The organism is Streptomyces sp. SS1-1, from assembly GCF_008973465.1.
Classification (GTDB): domain Bacteria; phylum Actinomycetota; class Actinomycetes; order Streptomycetales; family Streptomycetaceae; genus Streptomyces.
This window is the reverse complement of sequence record NZ_WBXN01000004.1, coordinates 5,797,452-5,817,019: the sequence shown is the minus strand read 5'-3', so window position 1 is coordinate 5,817,019 and position 19,568 is coordinate 5,797,452. Positions and strand designations below refer to the sequence as shown.

16 protein-coding genes are annotated in these 19,568 nt (G+C 73.5%); 13 read left to right on the top strand and 3 right to left on the bottom strand.

The annotated features are described in order from the left end of the window. The first annotated feature begins 3 nt into the window (after positions 1 to 3). From F8R89_RS27990 to F8R89_RS27975, 4 genes are all read left to right on the top strand, one after another. Entirely contained in the window at positions 4 to 564 is a 561-nt protein-coding gene (locus tag F8R89_RS27990) for a GTP-binding protein (protein ID WP_151786548.1), read from the top strand. A gap of 9 nt (positions 565 to 573) precedes the next feature. Then, a complete protein-coding gene (locus F8R89_RS27985; RefSeq protein WP_151786547.1) occupies positions 574 to 1,941 on the top strand; it encodes a cytochrome P450 in 1,368 nt (455 codons plus the stop codon). Between the two features lie 93 nt (positions 1,942 to 2,034). Continuing rightward, a complete protein-coding gene (locus tag F8R89_RS27980) occupies positions 2,035 to 3,285 on the top strand; it encodes a cytochrome P450 (protein WP_225994513.1) in 1,251 nt (416 codons plus the stop codon). Continuing rightward, positions 3,282 to 4,064, top strand: a complete 783-nt coding sequence (locus F8R89_RS27975; protein ID WP_151786545.1) for an enoyl-CoA hydratase/isomerase family protein — start codon at positions 3,282 to 3,284, stop codon at positions 4,062 to 4,064. Before F8R89_RS27980 ends, F8R89_RS27975 begins: the two co-directional genes overlap by 4 nt. Positions 4,065 to 4,138: 74 nt before the next feature. On the opposite strand, the gene F8R89_RS27970 is transcribed toward F8R89_RS27975, so the two are convergent. Continuing rightward, positions 4,139 to 5,272 carry a winged helix DNA-binding domain-containing protein gene (locus F8R89_RS27970; protein ID WP_225994512.1) on the bottom strand — a complete coding sequence of 378 codons (1,134 nt, stop codon included), beginning with the start codon at positions 5,270 to 5,272 and terminating at the stop codon, positions 4,139 to 4,141. Between the two features lie 211 nt (positions 5,273 to 5,483). Here F8R89_RS27970 and F8R89_RS36895 point away from each other — a divergent pair, with 211 nt between their 5' ends. From F8R89_RS36895 to F8R89_RS27955, 3 genes are all read left to right on the top strand, one after another. Beyond that, positions 5,484 to 6,572, top strand: coding sequence for a hypothetical protein (locus tag F8R89_RS36895; protein ID WP_225994511.1), 1,089 nt, complete (start codon positions 5,484 to 5,486; stop codon positions 6,570 to 6,572). A 186-nt stretch (positions 6,573 to 6,758) separates the two neighbouring features. Next, positions 6,759 to 7,241, top strand: a complete 483-nt coding sequence (locus F8R89_RS27960; protein WP_151786543.1) for a MarR family winged helix-turn-helix transcriptional regulator — start codon at positions 6,759 to 6,761, stop codon at positions 7,239 to 7,241. A gap of 55 nt (positions 7,242 to 7,296) precedes the next feature. Further along, positions 7,297 to 8,889 carry an MFS transporter gene (locus F8R89_RS27955; RefSeq protein ID WP_151786542.1) on the top strand — a complete coding sequence of 531 codons (1,593 nt, stop codon included), beginning with the start codon at positions 7,297 to 7,299 and terminating at the stop codon, positions 8,887 to 8,889. A gap of 9 nt (positions 8,890 to 8,898) precedes the next feature. On the opposite strand, the gene F8R89_RS27950 is transcribed toward F8R89_RS27955, so the two are convergent. Further along, complete coding sequence (locus F8R89_RS27950) at positions 8,899 to 11,346, bottom strand: SpoIIE family protein phosphatase (RefSeq protein WP_151786541.1); 2,448 nt, start codon at positions 11,344 to 11,346, stop codon at positions 8,899 to 8,901. 196 nt (positions 11,347 to 11,542) lie between these two features. On the opposite strand from F8R89_RS27950, the gene F8R89_RS27945 reads away from it, so the two are divergent. The 6 genes from F8R89_RS27945 to F8R89_RS27920 all read left to right on the top strand — a co-directional run bounded on the left by F8R89_RS27945 (position 11,543) and on the right by F8R89_RS27920 (position 18,465). Next, positions 11,543 to 13,609: a SpoIIE family protein phosphatase gene (locus F8R89_RS27945; RefSeq protein WP_151786540.1), complete on the top strand. Its 2,067-nt coding sequence runs from the start codon at positions 11,543 to 11,545 to the stop codon at positions 13,607 to 13,609. 63 nt (positions 13,610 to 13,672) lie between these two features. Beyond that, positions 13,673 to 14,437 carry an IclR family transcriptional regulator gene (locus F8R89_RS27940; protein ID WP_151786539.1) on the top strand — a complete coding sequence of 255 codons (765 nt, stop codon included), beginning with the start codon at positions 13,673 to 13,675 and terminating at the stop codon, positions 14,435 to 14,437. A gap of 111 nt (positions 14,438 to 14,548) precedes the next feature. Beyond that, entirely contained in the window at positions 14,549 to 15,691 is a 1,143-nt protein-coding gene (locus F8R89_RS27935; RefSeq protein WP_192806251.1) for a PP2C family protein-serine/threonine phosphatase, read from the top strand. Positions 15,692 to 15,827: 136 nt separating this feature from the next. Beyond that, a complete protein-coding gene (locus tag F8R89_RS27930; RefSeq protein ID WP_225994510.1) occupies positions 15,828 to 16,583 on the top strand; it encodes a polysaccharide deacetylase family protein in 756 nt (251 codons plus the stop codon). 51 nt (positions 16,584 to 16,634) lie between these two features. Next, positions 16,635 to 17,075 (top strand): SRPBCC family protein, encoded by a 441-nt coding sequence (locus F8R89_RS27925; RefSeq protein WP_151786537.1) that lies wholly within the window; start codon positions 16,635 to 16,637, stop codon positions 17,073 to 17,075. A 70-nt stretch (positions 17,076 to 17,145) separates the two neighbouring features. Next, positions 17,146 to 18,465 carry a lanthionine synthetase LanC family protein gene (locus F8R89_RS27920; protein WP_151786536.1) on the top strand — a complete coding sequence of 440 codons (1,320 nt, stop codon included), beginning with the start codon at positions 17,146 to 17,148 and terminating at the stop codon, positions 18,463 to 18,465. Here F8R89_RS27920 and F8R89_RS27915 read toward each other — a convergent pair. Then, entirely contained in the window at positions 18,405 to 19,568 is a 1,164-nt protein-coding gene (locus F8R89_RS27915; protein WP_151786535.1) for an XdhC family protein, read from the bottom strand. The genes F8R89_RS27920 and F8R89_RS27915 overlap by 61 nt on opposite strands.

Genomic DNA, 19,568 nt, shown 5'->3' with positions numbered 1-19,568 from the left:
CCCGTGTACCTGGACGCAGACGACGTGCGCTCGGTGAAAGTCCTCGTCGTAGGGCCCTTCGGAGTCGGCAAGACCACCTACATCGGCAACATCTCAGAGATCGAGCCCCTGCAGACCGAGGAGGAGATCACCGAGGCGAGTGTGGGCTACGACGACCTGTCGCGCACACCCGACAAGACGACCACCACGGTCGCCATGGACTTCGGCCGGATCACGCTCAGCGACGAACTGGTCCTCTACGTCTTCGGAACGCCCGGTCAGGAGCGTTTCAAGGAGATGTGGGAGGAGCTGTCCCGGGGGGCGCTCGGCGCGCTCCTCATCGTCGACCCGCAGCGGCTCGACGAGTCCTTCCCGGTCCTGGACCTGGTCGAGCGCTTCGGCCTGACCTACGCGATCGGCGTGAACCACTTCGAGGGGGCCACCACCTACCCCCTCGACGAAGTCCGCGAGGCGCTGAACCTGCACCCCGACACCCCCGTCGTGGCCTGTGACGTACGCGACCAGAAGTCGGCGCTCCAGGCCCTGATCGCCCTCGTGCAGCACCTCATGTCCCTGCTCGACTAGGAGCTCGCCATGCAAGAACCCCACTCCACGCGGGGCATACCCGCCGGGTGCCCCGCGCACGGCAACGCGCAGCTGTACGGCCCCGGGTTCGCCGCCGACCCCGAGGCCACGTACGGCCATCTGCGCTCCCTCGGCCCGAGCGCGCCGGTCGACATCGCGCCCGGCGTCGAGGTCGAGCTGGTCACCAGCTACGACGCCGCGCTGTTCATCCTGCAGAACCCGGCGTCGTTCGTCCGTGACTCGCGCCGCTGGAACGCGCTCAACGAGGGGCGGGTGCCCGCGGACAGCCCGGCGCTGCCCATGATGGGCTACCGCCCGAACGCCCTGTTCAGCGACGGGGCGGCGCACGCGCGGCTGCGGCAGGCGGTCGTCGACAGCCTCGCCACCGTCAACGAGCTGCATCTGCGCCGCAAGGTGCAGCAGTCGGCGGACTACCTGGTCAGCCAGTTCGGCTCGGACGCGTTCGGGCACGCCGAGCTGATGGCCGCGTACGCCATGCCGCTGCCGCTGCTGGTCTTCAGCGAGCTGTTCGGCTGCCCGCCCGAGCTCGGTGACCGGGTCATCGCCGGCATCAGCGGCATCTTCCAGGGCACTCCGGGTGCCGACGAGGTGCTGGGGACGGCGCTGGCCGAGCTGATCGCCCTCAAGCACCGCCGGCCCGGCGAGGACCTGACGACGAAGCTGATGCAGCACGCGGCGCGGCTCAGCGACGAGGAGGTCCTGCACCAGCTGGTCACCCTGCTGTCCGGCGGCACCGCCCCGCTGGCCGCGGCCATCGGCACCAGCACGGCCCTGTATCTCAGCGAGGACGCGCAGGCCGCGCTGCCCGTCGAGGACGCGGTCGCGCAGACGCTGTGGAACTTCGCGCCGATCGCCAACTACGCCGGCCACTACCCCACGCACGACGTGCAGTTGGGCGGCAGGATCCTGCGGGCGGGCGACCCCGTCCTGATCTCGTTCGCGGCGGCGAACACCGATCCGAAGCTGGCGCAGCACCGTGAACAGCTCAGCGCCAAGGCTCACCTGGCGTTCGGTGCCGGTCCGCACGCGTGCCCCGCCAAGGACCCGGCGTTCATGATCGCGGTGAGTGCCGTCGAGTGCCTGCTCAACGGGCTGCCCGACCTCGAGATGCGCGTCCCCTTCAAGGACCTCAGCTGGGGAGAGGGGCCGTGGAGCCGTTCGCTGGCGTCGCTGCCCGTCCGGTTCACCCCGCGCCCGGCCGGCCCGTCCCCGGCCGAATCCGCTCGCTCGGCGGCGCCGCAGCCGGCCGTTTCGGTGCCGCAGCACACGACGACCGCGCATTCTCAGCCAACCGCCCAACACGCTCACCCGCGTGGCCTGTTCTCCCGCTTCCGGGCCTGGCTCGGCGGCGAGTGACGAAGGTAACCCTCACCTGACCTCCACAAGTGGATGCTTCAATCACCGCATGGGTACGTATGGCGGCTGATCTCCCAGGAAGGAGCCGCCATCGTGGTGGTGGACGCTCGCCCGTCGCACGACCGTCGTTCAGCTGTCAGCCTCTTCGCCCGTCTGCGGACGGCGGAGGGGCAGGCCGATCCTTTTCCCTACTACGCCCGGCTCAGGGCCATGGGCCCTGTCACACCCGCCCCATGGGGCAATGTGCTCGTCACGGGTTTCGACCTGTGCGACCAGATACTGCGCTCCCGTGACTGGCTCGAACCGGACAAGCGCTGGCGTGCCCAGCAGGGCGCGGGCACCCGCTGGAACGCTCCCTCCTCCCAGGAGATGAGCAATACGCTGCCCGCGCTCAACCCACCGGACCACACCCGAATACGCAGGGCGGCAGGAACGTTCGGCCGCAAGACCCTGGAGCGGATCGGACGCACGGTCGGGCGTACCACCGACCGCCTCCTGCTGTCCCTCACCGAGCAACTGCGCCACGGTACCGCCGACTTCGTGCCGCTCGTCAGCGAGGAACTGCCCGTCGCCACGATCGGCGACTGGCTCGGCCTGCCCGCGGCCGACTGGCCCCGGCTGCGCGAACTCACCCACGAGCAGGTGTTCACCCAGGAACTCCTGCCGACGGCCAGCCAGTTGGCCCGCTCGGACGCGGCCACGGCCGAACTGCGCGCGTACTTCATGGACCTGGTCCGCCGGCGCCGCGCACAACCCGGCGACGACCCGGTGTCCCTGTGGATCCACACCTTCGACACCCTGGAACCCGACCGGGACCAGGCCGACGAATCCGTGTACTTCCTCGCCCTCTTCGTGCTGCTGGCGGCGCTGGAGACGACGTCCACCTTACTGTCGACCATGGCCCTGCGGTTGCTGGAGCAACCGCTGCGCTGGGATCTGCTCGCCGCCGACCCGACCCTGGTGCCCGCCTTCGTCGAGGAGACGCTGCGCCACGACCCGCCCACCCATGTGATCAGCCGTGTCGCGGCCGACGACACCGTTGTCGGGGGGATCGAGGTCCCCAAGGACGCCATGGTCCACCTGATGGTGGGCGCCGCGCACCGCGATCCGGCCCGGCACGCCGACCCCGACCGCTTCGACCCCGAGCGGTCCCGCTCCGACCACCTGGCCTTCAGCAACGGCATCCACTACTGCCTCGGCGCACCGCTCGCCCGGCTGGAGGCCCAGACCCTTCTCCACCACATGATCAGCCGTCTGCCCCGCCTCACGCTCGCCCAGCGCCCCACGTGGGAGCCCCGGGTGGCCTTCAGGCGCCTGTCGAACCTGGACGTCGCCCTCGCATGACCGAGACCCCCTCTCCCCTCACCCACCGCGCGCTCAAGGCCGTGGCCGTCGACGAGGACGGCCCGGTCCTGCACGTACGCCTCAACCCCGAGCAGGGTGACGACACGCTCGGTGTCGCCGCCCTGGACGATCTCCTGGCCGTCCTCGACGGCCTGCACGAACGGCCCGACCTGCGCGTCCTCATCCTGTCGTCCGACGGCGAGGACTTCTGCCTGGGCGCCGACCGCACGGAGTACCAGGAGTCCCTCGCCGCCGATCCCTCCGGCGGCGACCTGCGGCGCGTCGCGGACAAGGCGCAGCGGCTCTGCCAGGCGCTGGAGACGACCCACGTCGTCACCGTCGCCCGGCTGCACGGCAAGGTCGTCGGCGCGGGCCTCGCCCTCGCCTCGTACTGCGATCTGCGAGCCGCCGCCGACACCACCCGGTTCCGGATGCCCGAGGTGGGGCTGGGCCTGCCGCCCGCCTGGGGCGGGGCCATGGGCCGCCTCGTCGCCGAGGCCGGCGCGGCCCGGATCCGTGAACTGATGCTCACCTGCGAGGTGTTCGACGCGGCCACCGCCCAGCGGCTCGGCCTCGTGCACCGGACGGCCCCCGCCGAGGGGCTCGACCAGGTCGTCGGCTCCTGGGTGAGACCCCTCCTGCGCAGACATCCGGAGGCGCTCGTCCTGACCAAGCGGATGCTCGCCGGCTACGCCCGCGCCGACCGCACCGCCGATCTGTCCCTGCTCGACTCGCACCTGCTCACGGCGCGGCTGACCGCCCCCGCCGCGCGCCCCTGACCGGAGCCTTCACGCCCTCGGTGTTCCCGCCCCGCCCCGTCGGGTGGGAGGACCGGGGGTGTCCGCGTGCCCGGTCAGGCGATGACGGTGCCGAAGCGGACGTCGTAGGAGTCCCGCGGGTGCAGTACGCCGAGCACGCGCTCCGCCTCCTCGGTCACCTCGGCGCGCTCGGCCCGGCCGAGGTCGGAGAACGGTTCGATGACGAGGGCGTCGCCGATGAGGCGCCACACGCCCGCGAGGAAACCGTCGACGAGCAACGGGCAGTAGAAGGTGTTCGCCTGCCAGGTACGGCCCCGGTTCGCGGGCGGGACGACCCGGGCGCGGTCGGCGTGGGAGAGCAGGAGGTTGTCGAACTCGGGCAGCAGGCGCGGCGGCGCCGGGGTGTCCGGGTCGGGGCGCGGGGCGTCGGGCAGGTCGAACAGCTCGACGCCGTTCTCGTCCCGGAAGGTGACCAGCTCGGGCCGCAGCCGCTCGAAGACGGCGCGCATCCGGGTGAGGCCGGCCCAGGTCTGCAGGTCCTTCACGGACGCCGGACCGAAGGCGGCCAGATAGCGCAGGACCGTGTCGTCGGCGGGCGCCGCCGGCTCGGCCGGGCGTCCCAGCCAGTGTTCGAGGGTCGTCAGGGTCACCTGGGCTCTGCGGCCCCACTGGCCGCGCGGGGTGATCTGCACCAGCGGGAGCCGGCAGCGGGCGGCCACGGCCAGCGACTGCGGGTCGGCGTCCGGCCACTCGGCGCTGAGGGCCTCACGCAGCTCCTTCATCGTGCGGGGCGACTCCTCGACGAGCTCGCGGGCGAGCGCGGCGAGGCGGTCCAGGTCGACGCCCACGAGGCCCTTGCGGAAGTAGGTGATCTCGCGCTCGCGGGCGGGCTGCACGAGCGGACGCAGCGTCAGGGCGTCGTCGGCGGTGTGCAGATGGATGGTGGAGCGCATGGTGACCATGCGGACGAGCGACCGGTCGCCGAGCGGGGCGGACAGCGCCTCGGGCGTGAACCCGTCGAGGCGTGCGGCGAGCGCGTAGTACGGCGGCTTCACCTCCTGCGCCTGGAGGCCGACGAGGTGGGTGACCGCCTCCGGGGCGGTGAGGGGTGAGCGGCGCAGCAGCAACTGCCGTTCCAGCGTGGCGCGGTTGAGGGCGCGGGTGCTCAGGACCGGTTCCGTGCCGCTCATCGCCCTCGCCGCCTTCGTCGTGGTGGAGGTCCGCTTCATGCTCCGCAGGGTACGGAGGATCGAGGACGGATCGTGTCCTATTTCGGCGGCTCGGGGCCGGGCCGACTGGCGGTGCCGGGCTACGTCATTCGGTGGCCTTTGATCGTCCCGGCGTTATTCATATCAGCCGATTTCCTATTCATTCCACTATCCGGCTCTTGGTGCTGACCCGCCGTCACGAGGCCCTGAACCCAGTCGAGGAGAGTGGAAGATGAGGACACCGCCGAGATGGCGATCCGTCCTGGCGCCCGCCGCCATGGCAGCCGCGCTCGCCGCAGCCGCCCTGGCGAGCACGGGCTCCGCCCTTGCCGATGACCACGCCCCGCCGCACGCGCCGTCCCCGGCCCACCCGGCCCCGGCCCACGGACCCCAGCCCGCGCACCCGGCGAAGCCGGATCATCCGGCGAAGCCGGGCCAGCCGGTTCAGCCCGCCAAGCCGGAGTACCCCGGGAAGCCGGACCAGCCGGAGCAGCCGGCGCACCCGGCGAAGCCCGAGCACCCGGTCAAGCCGGAGCAACCGGTCAAGCCCGAGTACCCGGCGAAGCCCGCCCAGCCGGAGAAGCCGGCCTACCCGGCCAAGCCCGAGCAGCCCGCGAAGCCGGCGTACCCGGAGAAGCCTGCGAAGCCCGCGTACCCGGCGAAGCCCGCGTACTCCGCCAAGCCCGCGACGCCAGAGCAGCCCTCCAAGCCCGCGTACCCGGCGAAGCCTGCCAAGCCCGAGTACCCGAGCAAGCCTGCATATCCGGCGAAGCCCGCCAAGCCCGAACAGCCCTCCAAGCCGGCGTACCCGGCAAAGCCCGAGCAGCCCTCCAAGCCTGCATACCCGGCGAAGCCCGCCAAGCCGGAGCAGCCCTCCAAGCCTGCATACCCGGCGAAGCCCGCCAAGCCGGAGCAGCCCTCCAAGCCCGCCTACCCGGCCAAGCCGAGCAAGCCCGAGCAGCCCAGCAAGCCGGCGTACCCGGCGAAGCCCGCCAAGCCAGAGCAGCCCTCCAAGCCGGCCTACCCGGCCAAGCCGAGCAAGCCCGAGCAGCCCAGCAAGCCGGCGTACCCGGCCAAGCCGAGCAAGCCTGAGCAGCCGGCCAAGCCCGCCTACCCCAGCAAGCCCGCCAAGCCCGCCAAGCCGGACCACCCCACCAAGCCCGCCAAGCCCGAGCACCCCACCAAGCCGGTGAAGCCCGAGCACCCCTCCAAGCCCGCCCACCCCTCGAAGCCCGAGCACCCCTCCAAGCCCGCCCACCCCGACAAGCCCAGCAAGGGTGAGCACAAGGGCAAGGGAGGGCACGACGGGCATGACGAGTGACGCAGGGCTGATGTCCTGAGTCGTGCTCGATGAACGGCCGGTCCCGGATCACCGGGGCCGGCCGTTCCGCGTACCCGTCGGCCCGTCGGCCCGTCTCCCCGGCGGCCCCGCGACCCCGCGACCCCGCGGCCGCCCCCGGAAAAACCTCCGTTGACATAGCTATCTCTTCATACATACGCTTCCGGTATGCCCGCCCCCAGCGCGTCCGTCCAGGACATCGACGAGGTGGCCGCCGCACTCGTGGCGTGCCTGCCCGCGCTGCACCGGGCCCTCGACCGGCAGGTCGGTCAGGAGTACCCGCACCCCAAGCCCCCCGAGGCGCAGCTCGCCCTGCTGCGGCATGTCGAGGCCCACGACGGGGTCACCGTGCGGGAGGCGGCCGAGGCGCTGCGCATGAAGCCGAACAACGTCAGCGCGCTGGTGACCCAGATGACCGAGCAGGGGATGCTGGAGCGCCGTCAGGACCCGGCCGACAAGCGGATCGCGCATCTGCACCTGACGCCGACCTCCCGGGAGCGGCTGGCCGAGGTCACGGGCCTGATGGGCCGGCACCTCGCGCGGGCGATGCGTGCGCTGACCGACGGCCAGCGGGACGCCCTCGGTTCGGCGCTCGGCGCCTTCGCGGCACTCACCGAACTCACCGAGCGGGCCCACGGCGCCACGCGCTGACCTCAGCCCCTTCCCGCCCCGTCGTATCCCTCATCTCGCAAGGACCCGTACCCTCATGCCCTCCGTGGCCACCGACGCCTCCGCCCTGCCCGCCCCCGGGCTCCCCGCCGACCCGCCGCGCGGCCGGCGGGCCAACCCCTGGCTGACGCTCCTCGCCGTCGCCTTCGGCCTGTTCATGGTCGCGCTCGACGGCTCGGTCGTCTCCATCGCCAACCCGGAGATCGGCCGGGACCTGAACGCCTCCACGGCCGACCTCCAGTGGGTGACCAACTCGTATCTGCTGGCGCTGGCCGCCGCGCTGATCCTGGGCGGCAAGCTCGGTGACCGGTTCGGGCGCCGCACCTTCTACCTGGCCGGCGTCGCCGGCTTCACCCTCGCGTCCGTCGCCATCGGGCTCGCCGGGTCCATCGAGGGCGTCATCGCCTTCCGTGCGGCGCAGGGCTTCTTCGGCGCCCTGCTGCTGCCCAACACGCTCGGCATGCTGCGGGCGGTCTTCCCGCCCCGGAAGTTCGGCATGGCGGTCGGCATCTGGGCCATGATCTCCTCGGTGTCCACGGCCCTCGGCCCCATCGTCGGCGGGCTGCTGGTGGAGCACGTCGGCTGGGAGTCGGTGTTCTACATCAACGCGCCCATCGGGGTCGCCGCGCTCGTCTTCAGCGCCCTCGTGCTGCCGCAGACCCGCAACGCCGCCGCCGCGCACGACAGGTTCGACATCGGTGGCGTGGTCCTGCTGGCCGCGGGTCTGCTCGCCGTGGTGTTCGGCGTCGTCAAGGGCGACTCGTGGGGCTGGGCCTCGGCCGGCACGCTCGGCTCGATCGGGGCCGGTGTGGTCGTCCTGGTGGTCTTCGGTCTGTACGAGACCCGGAGGGCCGCCCCGCTGCTGCCGATGCGGCTGTTCCGCAGCCCGGCGCTCACCATCGGCACCGTCATCACCGCGCTGAACTTCTTCGTGCTGCTCGGTGTGATCTTCTTCGTCATGCTGTACCTGCAGAACGTGCGCGGCTTCTCCCCCGTTGAGGCCGGTGTGCGGACCCTGCCGCTGAGCCTGGCCTCGGTCGTCGCCTCGCCGCTGGGCGCGGCGCTCACCGGCCGGTTCGGGCCCCGGTTCACGATGCCGCTCGGCATGGCGCTCCAGGGCGCGGCCTGCTTCACGATGCTGAGCTGGAGCGCGGAGTCGTCGTACGCCACGATGTGGCCGCCGTTCGCCGCGCTCGGCCTGGGGGTCGGCATGGTGATGGCCTCCTCGTCGGACGCCATCGTCGGCAACGCGCCCGTCCAGGACGGCGGGGTCGCCGGTGGTCTGCAGGGGACCGCCCTGCAGATCGGCGGCGCGCTCGGCACGTCGGTGCTGGTGTCCCTGATCAGCAGCCGGGTCGGGGCCACCCTGACCGGCGAGCTGACCTCGGCCGGGGTGCCCGCGGCGGCGGCCGAGGGCCTGGGCGGCGCCAAGGACGCGGTGGCCATGGGGGTCGCCCCGGTCACCGCCGGGATGCCGGAGCAGCTCCGGGCGGCCGTCACCGAGGGGAGCCGGGCGGCGTTCATGAACGGTGTGCACACCTCGGTCCTGGTCGCCGGGACGCTGTGTGTGGTCGGCGCGCTGGTCTCGGTGGCCTGGGTGCGCGGCACGCCGGTGGCGGACCGCGCCTGAGCGCGGCGGTCAGGGAAGTTCCAGCTCGGCCCAGATGATCTTCCCGCCGGAGGTGTAGCGGACGCCCCAGCGGTGCGCGAGCTGCGCCACCAGGAACAGGCCCCGGCCGCCCTCGTCCGTGCTGCGGGCGTGGCGCAGCCGGGGCGCGGTGCTGCTGGCGTCGGCGACCTCGCAGGTCAGCCGGGAGTCGCGCAGGAGCCGTAGGCGCACCGGGGGTTCGGCGTAGCGGATCGCGTTGGTGACCAGCTCGCTGACGATCAGTTCGGTGGTCATGGTGAGGTCGTCGAGGTGCCAGGCGGCCATCTGCCGGGTGGCGCGGGCGCGTGCCTCGGCGACGGCGGCCGGGTCGACGGGCACGTCCCAGGAGACGACGTCGCCGGGGTCGAGGGCCCGGGTGCGGGTCAGCAGCAGGGCGACGTCGTCGGGCTGCTGCTCGGGCACGAGGTCGCGCACCGCGGACGCGCAGAGCGTGTCGAGGTCGAGGTCGCGCCGGGAGAGCAGGTCGCCCAGCCGGGCCATGCCGCTGTCGACGTCGGCGGTCTCGCTCTCGACGAGGCCGTTGGTGTAGAGCCCGAGCAGGCTGTGCTCGGCGAGTTCGATCTCGGCGGACTCGAAGGCCAGGCCGCCGAGGCCGAGCGGCGGTCCGGCGGGCGGCTCGGGGTAGGACACCTGGCCGTCGGGGGTGACGACGACGGGCGGCGGGTGTCCGGCGCGGGCCATCGTGCAGAGCCGGGTGACGGGGTCGTAGACGGCGTACAGGCAGGTCGCGCCGAGGAAGCCGGCCCCGCCCGCGTCGGGCTGCTCCTCGCTGAGCCGCAGGACCAGGTCGTCGAGGTGGGCGAGGAGTTCGTCGGGCGGCAGTTCCATGTCGGCGAGGGTCTGCACAGCGGTGCGGAGCCGTCCCATGGCGGCCGCGGCGGCGATGCCGTGCCCGACGACGTCGCCGATGACGAGCCCGACCCGGGCGCCCGACAGCGGGATGACGTCGAACCAGTCGCCGCCGACGCCGTCCGTGGGGTCGGCCGGGCGGTAGGCGGAGGCGACCTCCAGGGCGGTGCCGCCGGTGAGCGCCTGCGGCAGCAGACTGCGCTGGAGGGTGACGGCGGCGGTGTGCTCCCGGGTGTAGCGGCGGGCGTTGTCGACGCAGAGCGCCGCGCGGGCGACCAGCTCCTGGGCGACGAGGACGTCGTCGGGCCGGAAGGAGGCGGGGTTGCGTGAGCGGATGAACGTGGTGAGGCCGAGCGCGGTGTCGCGGGCCCGCATGGGCACGCAGATCATCGAGTGCAGCCCGTAGGCGCGCATGCTGGCCGCCCGGCGGGGCTGTTCGGCGGCCCACCGGGAGTCGAACGGGTCGAGGACCGGGATGAGGACGGGGCCGCCCTCGCCGAGCAGGTGCTCGTCGTGCGGCGGCGGGACGAAGTCGACCGGGTCGCCCACGTGCGCGACGGCCTCCGGGCAGCCGTCGCGGACCGACCGCAGACCGGCCCGGCGCATCACCGCGCCGACGAGGGCCGGGCCTGCGTCGGTGAGCCAGGCGCCGTGCCCCTCGGTACTGAGGACCGGTTCCAGCAGGTCCACGGCGACGAAGTCCGCGAAGGCGGGCACGGCGAAGTCGGCGAGTTCCTGCGCGGTCGACAGCACGTCGAGGGTGGTGCCGATCCGGGTGCCGGCCTCGTTGACGAGGGTCAGCAGCCGGTGGGCGGTCCACCGCTCGGTGATGTCGAGGACCATGTAGCAGACGCCGCTGACCGTGTCGTCGGGGTCGATGAGCGGGAAGAACGACGTCGAGTAGGCGCGCTGGCGGTGCGGGTCGGACCAGCTCCAGCCGACGTACTCGTAGTCGGTGACCGGGACGCGGGTCTCCAGGACCTTGCTCATCAGGCCCTCGATGGTCTCCGCCTCGAGACCGGGCAGCAGATCGCCGAGGCGGCGGCCGAGCCGCTGGCCGCGCGGGACTCCGCCGAGGCGCTCCAGGGTGTCGTTCAGCCAGACGTAGCGCAGCCGCCGGTCCACGACGGCCATGCCGACCGGTGAGCGGGTCAGGAAGCCGTTGAGGACGGACTCGCCGACGATCCACGGCGGGGGGCGATCCCGGGCGGAGACCAGGTAGCACTCCTCGTGGCCGACGCGGAAGCCCGGGGAGACCCGTACGTCGACGTCGACGGTGTGCCCGTCGCGGCGCCGGACCGTGAACCGGCCGCTCCAGCCCGCGCCGGACCGGCAGCGTTCGGCGACGGCGACCGCCCGCGCGCGGTCGCCGGGCGTCTCGAGCAGGTCCAGTCCCCGGGTGCCGACGACGTCGGCCGCCGGCAGCCCGAGGAGGTCCTCGGCGGCCCGGGTCCAGGCGAGCACCCGCCCGCCCGCGGAGACGACGGCCGCGGCGTCGCCGGCGGCGTCGAGGGGCTCCCGCCGGGCCTCGGCTCCGGGGGTGTCCGGGGTGTCTCGCGGGGCGTCCATGGCTCCTCACGCAGCGTCCGTGCTTCCCGTCCTCACAGGACCCATGTTCCTGCTTGCGTCTCCGGCGCGCACGGGACGGCCCGCCCGGTGCGCGCGGGGCGCAGTGGAGAGAGCATGGAGGTGCCGGCCCCGCCGTCGCCGTGTCCGGGAGCGTCCGCGGCCGGTCAGCCCACCCGGGGGTGGAGGAGGCGCCGCGATGACAGCCGGATCCCGGGAGTCCGACGCGGGTGGCCCCGGTGCCGAGCCGCCCCGGCCGACCGGGCTGCTCGACGTGCTGAGCGTGGCCGCGGTGGTGCTGGACGCGGACGGGCGCATCGTCTTCTGGACCCCGCAGGCGGAGGAGCTGTTCGGGTACTCCTCGGAGGAGGCGCTGGGCACGCACGCGGCCCGGCTGTTCATCCACCCCGAGCATCTGCCGTCGGTGACGAAGCTGTTCGCGGAGGTGCTGCGAACCGGCCAGAGCTGGGCCGGCACGTTCCCGGTGCGGCACAAGGACGGCAGTACGCGGATGACGGAGTTCCGCAACATGCGGCTGCTGGACGACCTCGGGGACGTGTACGCCCTCGGCATCGCGGCCGACCACTCGCTGCTCCAGCGGGTCGAGACGGATCTGGCGCTGTGCGAGCGGCTGATCAACCAGTCCCCCATCGGGATCGCGCTGGTCGGCCCGGATCTGCGGTTCCTGCTGGTCAACCCGGCGCTGGAGCGGGTCGACAGCACCCCGGCCGGCGAGCATGTGGGCCGCCCTCTGCGGGAGACGCTGCCGCTGTCCGACCTGGACACCATCGAGGCGTGCGTACGTCAGGTGATCACCACCGGGACGCCGCTGCTGGACCAGTACCACGTGGGCCGTCCGCCGGACGAGCCGGACCGTGAGCGGGCCTGGTCGCTGTCGTTCTACCGGCTGGAGGACTCCGGCGGGCGGGTGCTGGGCGCCGCCATCTCGTTCGTCGACGTCACCGAGCGGCACCGGGCCGCCGCCGCGGCCGACCGGGCCCGGCGGCGGCTCGCGCTGATCGCGGAGGCGTCCACGCGGGTCGGCACCTCGCTGGAGGTGGAGCGGACCGCCGACGAGCTGGCGGATGTGGCCACACCTGAGCTGGCCGACGTAGTCGCCGTGGACGTGCTGGACTCGGCGCTGGCGTGCCGGCGCACCCGCAGGCCGGAGAAGGGCCCCGAGCTGTTCCGCGCCCTCGCGCTGAAGTCGGCGTATCCGAGCACGGCGCTGCGGGCCGCCGACCCGCCCGGTGATCTCGCCGCGTACGAGGGGGACCGGTTGGTCACGCTGTGCGTGCATACGGCGCGGCCGGTGCTGGTGCGGCACGTGGGCGAGGCGGATCTGCCGCGGATCGGCCGGGACGCGCAGGCGACGGAGCTGCTGGCGCGGGCGGGCGTGCACTCGTACCTGGCGGTGCCGCTGATCGCGCACGGCGAGGTGCTGGGGGCGCTCGACCTGAAGCGGACGCGCAACCCGGTGCCGTTCGACGAGGACGACGTGGTGCTCGCCGGGGAGCTGGCGGGGCGGGCCGCCGTGGCCATCGACAACGCGCGCTGGTTCCAGAGCGTGCGCAACACGGCGCTGACCCTGCAGCGCAGCCTGCTGCCCGACCACGCGCCGCACCACACGGGTCTGGAGCTGGCCTCCCGCTACCAGCCGGCGCAGGCGACCAGCGAGGTCGGCGGCGACTGGTACGACGTGCTGCCGCTGGAGGACGACAAGACCGCGCTGGTCGTCGGGGACGTGATGGGCAACGGCATCGACGCGGCCGCCACGATGGGCCGGCTGCGCACGGCGACCTGCGCCTACGCCGACCTCGACCTCGATCCCGGGGCGGTGCTCCAGCATCTGGACAAGATCACCTGCGATCTGGAGCACTACATCGTGACCTGCCTGTACGCGGTCTACGACCCGCGCACCCGGCGGTTCCAGGTCGCGAACGCCGGGCACATGCCGCCCGCGCTGTCGCGTCCGGGCCAGGACCCGCGGCTGCTTCGGCTGCCGTCGGGCGCGCCGCTGGGGGTGGGGGGTGTGCCGTTCGAGACGACCACGCTCGACCTCGTGCCGGGCGATCTGCTGGTCCTCTACACGGACGGGCTGGTGGAGACACGGCACCACTCCATCGACGACCGGCTGGACGTGATGCTCGGCTTCCTGGACGAGCCGCGCCGGCCCCTGGAGGAGACCTGCGACCTGCTCCTGTACGGCCTGCGCCATCCCGACGACCACGACGACGTGGCGCTGCTGGTGGCGCGGATGGTGTGACCGGTGGGCCCCGGACCCGGACCCGCCTTGCCCGGGGCCGTGGCGGGGCGCACCCTGGTTCGTATGGGTGACGCTCCGAACGGTCCCACCCTCATCGGCTCCGTCCAGCGGGCCTTCCGGCTGCTGGAGGCGATGAGCGCGCACGACAACGGCGCGCCCGCCAAGCAGCTGGCGCGGGAGACGGAGCTGCCGCTGGCGACGACCTACCACCTGCTGCGGACGCTGGTGCACGACGGCTATGTGCGCAAGCTCGACGACGGCGCCTTCGTGCTGGGCGACCGGCTGGGGACGCTGCGGACGTCCTCGGGCCGGGCGCAGACGCTGCTCAGCCGGGTGCGTCCGGCGCTCGCCGCGCTGCGGGACGAGCTGTCGAGCGCCGCCTATCTGACGTTCTACGAGGACGGGGAGATCCGGGTCGCGGAGATCGTCGACGGTCCACGGGCGCCGCGCGTCGACCTGTGGGTGGGGTTCGAGGACGCCGGGCACGCGACGGCGCTCGGCAAGGCGGTGCTGCGGGAGCTGGACGAGGAGGCGCGCCGGGAGTACCTGTCGCGGCACCACCTGGCCGATCTGACGCCGAGGACGATCACGGACCCGCCCGAGCTGCTGCGCAGGCTGGACACCTCGCCGCTGGCCCCGGCGGTCACGGACATGGAGGAGTACGCGCTCGGCACGGTGTGTGTCGCGGTGCCCGTGTACAGCGGCGGCACGCTGGGCTCGCTGGGGGTGTCGCTGCGGGCGGACCGGCGCGGGGGGCTGGAGGAGGTCACCGCGCTGCTGCTGCCGACGGCGGACCGGGTGACGCGGAGCCTGTCGCTCACTATCTGAAATCCCGCCGCTTGCCCGGACCCACCCCGCACCGGTTTCCTCATAAGTAGGACATATCCGGTTTCCGGGGTGAGTCTCCCCCGGGCACACAGACGAGGACAGCGGACAAGGATGAGCCGGGCCCCCGAATTCGGACCTGACCACTGGTCGCGGCGATGGGTCGTCGCCGTGGCCGTACTGCTGATACTGATCGTCACCGGGCTCGCGCTCGCCGACCTGCTCGGCGGCTCCAGGGCGGCCTGGGTGCCCCTGCTCGCCACGGTGCCGGCGCTCGCCGCCACCGCCGGTGGTCCCCGCACGGTCCTGTGCGCGGGGCTGTTCGCCGGCGCTCTCGGGGTGGCCCTCGGCCTCCATCACGGCGCCCCGGGCCGCGTCCTGGGCACGACGCTGGTCTCCCTCGCGGTCGTCACCCTGGCCTGCGGGCTGACCACCGTGCTGGGCGGGCGCCGGGAGCGGGTGCTGGAGGCGGTGCGCTCCGTCGCCGAGGCCGCGCAGCACGCCCTGCTCCAGCCGGTCCCGTCGACCGTCGGCCCGTTCCAGGTGGCGGTGCGCTACAGCGCCGCGGCGGCGGAGGCGCGGATCGGCGGCGACCTCTACGCCCTGGTGCCGACACCGCACGGGGTCCGGATGATCGTCGGCGACGTCCGCGGCAAGGGGCTGCCGGCCGTGGGCATGGCGGCCCTGGTCGTCGGGGTGTTCCGGGAGGCCGCGCACGACGAGCCCGACCTGCTCGACGTGGTCGCCCGTATCGAGCGCAGCCTGGCCAGGAACCTGGGACCCGACGACTTCGTCACCGCCGTGGTGGCCGGACATCCCCGGCCCGGCGAGCTGGAAGTGGTCAACTGCGGACACGCCCCGCCGCTGCTGGTGCGGGACTCTGAGGTCATACCGGTCGAGCCGGAGCAGCCGGCCCCGCCCCTCGGACTGCGCGCCCTGTCCGGCGAGACGCCCGGGCTGCACGTCCTGCCCTTCACCGACGGCGACCAGTTGCTGCTCTACACCGACGGGGTCACCGAGGCACGCGACCACGACCGCGCGTTCTATCCGCTGGCCGAGGGCCTCGCCCGGCACGTCTGCGACGACCCGGCGCGGACCGTCACCGCGCTGCACGGCGAGCTGCTGCACCACGTCGGCGGGCATCTCCACGACGACGCGGCCCTGCTGCTCCTGCGCAAGCCGGTCCCGGCCGGGCAGAACGCCCCCGCGCCCGCCGCGCCGCGGGACGCCGGGCGCGTCACCAGCATGTCCGCCTGAGCGGACTCCCGCCCTCTCGCCGCCGCCCCGCTCCGGGACGGCGGCGAAAAGCCTGTTCAGGGACTGGGGACCCCCGCTATACACTCCGCGTATACACGCTATGTATAGTTCGGGCATGCGCCTACTGCCCCGGAAGATGAAAAAAACCTGGATCTGGTTGTCCGCCGCCGTCGTCGTGACGGCGGCGGCCGGTCTCGTGGCCTTCGACCAGTACGTACGCCTGGACACCACGTCGCCCGCCACCGTCCGCGCCCGGAGCGCCGCCCACGCCCCCTCCGGCAGCGTCGACTGCCGGGAGGCCAAATGCGTCGCGCTGACCTTCGACGCCGGACCCAGCGAGCACTCCGCGAAGCTGCTGGACGTCCTCAAGGAGGAGAAGGTCCCGGCGACCTTCTTCCTCCTCGGCAAGCGCCACATCGAGAAGTACCCGGACCTGGTCCGGCGGATGGCGGACGAGGGCCACGAGATCGCCAACCACACCTGGGACCACAAACGGCTCACGGATCTCGGAGCGGACGGGATACGCGAGGAGATAGAGCGGCCCAACAAGGAGATAGCGGCCCTCATCGGGCGGCGCCCCACCCTGATGCGCCCACCGCAGGGACGCACGAACGACACGGTCCACGACATCTGCCGCGAGCTCGGGATGTCGGAGGTCCTGTGGAGCGTGACGGCCAAGGACTACAGCACCGACGACTCCGCCCTGATCCGCGAGCGCGTCCTCGAGCAGACCGAACGCGACGGCATCATCCTGCTGCACGACCTCTACGACGGCACCGTGCCGGCGGTCCCGGGGATCATCGAGGGCCTGAAGAAGCGCGGGTACGTGTTCGTGACGGTCCCCCAACTGCTCGCGCCGGGAAAGGCCGAGCCGGGCGAGGTGTACCGGTGAGCCGGGCGTGACCAGCGCCGATCGGGCGAGCGCGTTCCGTAGGATCGCCCCGTGGCCACCTTTCTTCTCCAGCGCACGGTCCCGCTCCCCCTCGACGAGGCGTGGCGCCGCCTGACGGAGTGGCACCGCCACGGCGACGTCGTCCCCTTCACCCGGATCCGTGTCGTCACCGCGGGGCCCACCCGGGAGGGCACGCGCTTCGTCGCCCGCACCGGGCTCGGCCCGCTCGGCTTCGACGACCCGATGGACGTCACGCGCTGGGAGCCGCCCGGAGCCACCACGCCGGGCCGGTGCCGGCTGGAGAAGCGGGGCCGGGTGATGACCGGCTGGGCGGAGATCGAGGTGGGCCCGGGCCCCGGCGGCCGGACCCGGGCGGTGTGGCACGAGGAGGTGCGTGTCCGGTTCGTGCCGCGCTTCCTGGACGGTCTGGTCGGGCCGGCGGGCCGGTACCTGTTCGGACGGGCGATGAACCGGTTGCTGCGCACCCCCTGACCGCCCCGGCCGAACGTCCGTGCCGTTGCGTAGGGTTGGCGTCCGGCAGAGACGACGGGGGGACGACGGCATGACCATCGCGGACGCGGAGCCGGCGACGGCCGACGAGGCCGAGGCGCTGGCCGTGGACGGGCTGCGCTGGCTGATCGGCACCGGGCGGAAGACCGGCGACGGCGACGGGCTGGGGTGGCCGGTCCGGCCGTCCGACGACGCGATCGACCCGATGCTCTACAACGGCACGGCCGGGGCCGTCCCCACCCTGCTGGAGGCGTGGCGGCACTTCGGTGACGACGTCTACGCGGACACCGCCGTGCGCGCGGCCCGCGCCCTGGAGGAGTTCGCCGGGTCGTGGGAGGACCACTCCCTGTACTTCGGCCGCACCGGCATCGCACTCGCCCTGCGGGCCGTCCACGAGCAGCTGGGCGACGCCCGGGCGGGGGCCGCCGCCGAACGGGCCCTGGAGGGGGTGCGGGCCGCCTTCGTCGGGGAGCGCTGGGGCGAGCTGTACGAACTGATGGGCGGCAACGCGGGCATCGGCCTCGGCGCCCTGCTCGCCGGGCAGGACGACCTCGCCGTGCTCGCGGTGGAGCCGTACGCGCGTACGGCCGAGCCGACGGCGGCCGGTGTGCGGTGGCCGTTCCGTCCCGGCGTCGAGGGCCGGATGCACCACGTCTCGCACGGGACCCTGGGTGTCGTGTACGGACTGGCCGCGGTCGGCGGGGCGACCGGGCGCTCCGACCTGCTCGACCTCGCGCTCGCCGGAGCCGCCGACGTGGTCGCCCGCGACGAGGACGGCCCCGAGGGCTTCCTCGTCCCCCACTCCGACCCGCCCCACTTCCCCGACGTCACCCCGCGGTACAGCTACGGCTGGTGCCATGGGCCGGCGGGCGACGCGCAGGTCTTCCGGCTGCTGCGGGACGTCACCGGCGACCCCGCGTGGACGGCGCTGGCCGACCGCTGCTGGCACACCGTCACCCGCTCCGGACTGCCCCGCCGGCTGCGGCCCGGCTTCTGGGACAACGACGGGCGCTGCTGCGGCACGGCGGGCGTCCTGGCCCTCGCCGGCGACCGGATCGCCGAGCGGGGCGACTCCCCCGCCTTCGCCCGCACGCTCGTGGCCGCGCTCGTCGACCGCGCCGTGCGGGACGCCGACGGGGCCCGCTGGTCCCACGTCGAGCACCGCGCCACGCCCAGCGACCTGGAACCGGAGTGCGGCTGGGCGGGCGGCAACGCCGGCATCGTGCGGGAACTGCTGCGCCACGTGAGGATCGTGCGCGGCGGCGACCCGGCGTACGCCGTCGCCTGGCCCGACCAGCCGGTGCCCCGGACTCAGGCCACGGACCCGATCCGCCCGGCCGGCGCGGCCGTGGACGCGGACGCGGTGTCGTGATGGATCGGCGTGTGCGCGCCGGTCAGTGACACCCCGCTGCCGCCGCGCCGGTTCGCGACGATCTCCGCCGCGATCGACAGGGCCGTCTCCTCGGGGGTGCGCGCGCCGAGGTCCAGGCCGATCGGGGAGCGCAGCCGGGTCAGTTCGAGTTCGGTGACGCCGACCTCGCGCAGGCGTTCGTTGCGGTCCAGGTGGGTGCGGCGCGAGCCCATCGCGCCGACGTAGGCGACCGGCAGGCGCAGGGCGAGCCGCAGCAGGGGCACGTCGAACTTGGCGTCGTGGGTCAGCACGCACAGGACGGTGCGCGCGTCGGTCTCCGTGCGCTCCAGGTACCGGTGCGGCCACTCCACGACGACCTCGTCGGCCTCCGGGAAGCGGGCCTTCGTCGCGAAGACCGGGCGGGCGTCGCACACGGTGACGCGGTAGCCGAGGAACGCGCCGACCCGGACCAGCGCCGAGGCGAAGTCGATCGCGCCGAAGACGATCATCCGGGGCGGTGGCACCGAGGACTCCACGAGCACCGTCAGCGGCTCCCCGCAGCGCGAGCCCCGCTCGCCGATCTCCAGGGTGCCGGTGCGCCCGGCGTCGAGGAACGCGGCCGCCTCGGCCGCCACCGTGCGGTCCAGCTCGGGATGGCCGCCGTAGCCGCCCTCGTGGCCGCCGTCGGGACGGACCAGCAGCGCGCGGCCCACCAGGCCGGCGGGGCCGGACACGATCCGGGCGACGGCGGCGGCCTCGCCGGCCGCGGCGGCGGCCAGCGCCGCCGCCACCACCGGACGGACCGGGTCCTGGGCCCGGACCGGGGTGACCAGGATGTCGATGACGCCGCCGCAGGTCAGGCCGACCGCGAAGGCGTCGTCGTCGCTGTAGCCGAAGCGCTCCAGGACGGTCTCGCCGTCCCGCAGCGCCTGTTCGCACAGCTCGTACACCGCGCCCTCCACGCAGCCGCCGGAGACCGAGCCGATCGCCGTGCCCTCGGCGTCCACCGCGAGCGCGGCGCCGGGCTGACGGGGCGCGCTGCCGCCGACCGCCACCACGGTGGCCACGGCGAAGTCACGTCCCTGCTCGACCCACCGGTGCAGTTCCTCCGCGATGTCCAGCAT

Bases quoted from the DNA above. Each gene is read 5' to 3' on its own strand.
- F8R89_RS27985 (WP_151786547.1), top strand. From the start codon at position 574: ATGCAAGAACCCCACTCCACGCGGGGCATACCCGCCGGGTGCCCCGCG.
- F8R89_RS27975 (WP_151786545.1), top strand. From the start codon at position 3,282: ATGACCGAGACCCCCTCTCCCCTCACCCACCGCGCGCTCAAGGCCGTG.
- F8R89_RS27970 (WP_225994512.1), bottom strand. From the start codon at position 5,272: ATGAAGCGGACCTCCACCACGACGAAGGCGGCGAGGGCGATGAGCGGC.
- F8R89_RS36895 (WP_225994511.1), top strand. From the start codon at position 5,484: ATGAGGACACCGCCGAGATGGCGATCCGTCCTGGCGCCCGCCGCCATG.
- F8R89_RS27960 (WP_151786543.1), top strand. From the start codon at position 6,759: ATGCCCGCCCCCAGCGCGTCCGTCCAGGACATCGACGAGGTGGCCGCC.
- F8R89_RS27955 (WP_151786542.1), top strand. From the start codon at position 7,297: ATGCCCTCCGTGGCCACCGACGCCTCCGCCCTGCCCGCCCCCGGGCTC.
- F8R89_RS27950 (WP_151786541.1), bottom strand. From the start codon at position 11,346: ATGGACGCCCCGCGAGACACCCCGGACACCCCCGGAGCCGAGGCCCGG.
- F8R89_RS27945 (WP_151786540.1), top strand. From the start codon at position 11,543: ATGACAGCCGGATCCCGGGAGTCCGACGCGGGTGGCCCCGGTGCCGAG.
- F8R89_RS27940 (WP_151786539.1), top strand. From the start codon at position 13,673: ATGGGTGACGCTCCGAACGGTCCCACCCTCATCGGCTCCGTCCAGCGG.
- F8R89_RS27935 (WP_192806251.1), top strand. From the start codon at position 14,549: ATGAGCCGGGCCCCCGAATTCGGACCTGACCACTGGTCGCGGCGATGG.
- F8R89_RS27930 (WP_225994510.1), top strand. From the start codon at position 15,828: ATGAAAAAAACCTGGATCTGGTTGTCCGCCGCCGTCGTCGTGACGGCG.
- F8R89_RS27920 (WP_151786536.1), top strand. From the start codon at position 17,146: ATGACCATCGCGGACGCGGAGCCGGCGACGGCCGACGAGGCCGAGGCG.
- F8R89_RS27915 (WP_151786535.1), bottom strand. From the start codon at position 19,568: ATGCTGGACATCGCGGAGGAACTGCACCGGTGGGTCGAGCAGGGACGT.